Origin of the sequence: Actinomadura barringtoniae (assembly GCF_017573505.1) — a bacterium.
GTDB classification, from domain to species: Bacteria; Actinomycetota; Actinomycetes; order Streptosporangiales; family Streptosporangiaceae; genus Spirillospora; species Spirillospora barringtoniae.
In genome coordinates this window covers 1-1,024 of record NZ_JAGEOJ010000058.1, presented here as the reverse complement: position 1 = coordinate 1,024, position 1,024 = coordinate 1, and the positions used below count along the sequence as shown (strand labels likewise).

Here is a 1,024-nt window from a genome sequence, read left to right as displayed (position 1 = left end):
CTAGGGCCTGTTTCGAAGTCAGGTGAGCCAGTCGTTGATGGCGGCGATGTGGATGGTGGCCTCATATCGGGCGGCGAGCTTGTCGTAGCGGGTGGCGACGGCGCGGTGGCGTTTGAGGCGGTTGATGCCGCATTCCACGGCGTACCGATTGCGGTAGTCGTCGGGGTCGAATGTGGGTGGGCGGCCACCGTGGCTGCCGCGTCGTAGCCGTCCCTGAACACGGTCGGCGGGTTCGGGAATGGTGCAGCGGATACCGCGGCGCCGCAGATGGGCGCGGATCGCCCGGGACGAGTAGGCCTTGTCCGCTCGGACGATGTCGGGGCGGCTGCGGGGCCGTCCCGGCCCCAGCCTCGGCACGCTGATGGCGGCCATGACCGCCTCGAACTGCGGGGCGTCGTGCCGCTGCCCGGCCGTCAGGGTCAGCGACAGCAGCCTTTGGCCCTGCTCACACGCTAGATGCAGCTTGGTCGTCAGACCACCGCGGGAGTGTCCCAGCGCGTGGTCGGCGGGCTCGGTGGCCACCCCGCCGGGTGACTCGAGCTGCGCGCGCCGGGCCGCGCCGGCCGCGTGCTGATGCGCCCGGCAGACCGTGGAATCCACCCCGACCTCCCAGGTGATCAGCCCGTGCGCGTCAGCCACGGCTTGCAGACCGGTCACGATCTGCTGCCAGACTCCCGCCCGCTGCCAGCGGCGAAACAACCCGTACACCGCCTGCCACGAGCCATAACACTCCGGCACGTCCCGCCACGGCGCACCGACCCGCACCCGCCACCGGATCCCATCGATGAGCTGCCGTTTAGTCCACACCGACGGCCGACCCTGGCGACGCGGAACAGGCAGCAGCGGCTCCAGCCGCGCCCACTGCTCCTCGGTCAGATCGAACCGCCGCGTCACCGCTAGGGTGGCCACGAGGTCTCCGGTATTCAGAAGGTTCTTCTTGGTCGATGAACCCCCTTACCGGAGACCTCTCTGCTTAGAGACCACGACACACCGCCACACAGCAAACTTCAAAACAGGCCCTAGT

At 68.8% G+C, this 1,024-nt stretch carries 1 protein-coding gene; it reads right to left on the bottom strand.

Going from position 1 to position 1,024, the window contains the following annotated elements; all coding sequences use genetic code 11:
• Window positions 1–18: 18 nt before the first annotated feature.
• The gene (locus J4573_RS53380; protein WP_307797578.1) at window positions 19–909 is read right to left on the bottom strand and encodes an IS5 family transposase; all 891 of its coding nucleotides are present in this window, start codon (window positions 907–909) and stop codon (window positions 19–21) included.
• Window positions 910–1,024 lie beyond the last annotated feature (115 nt).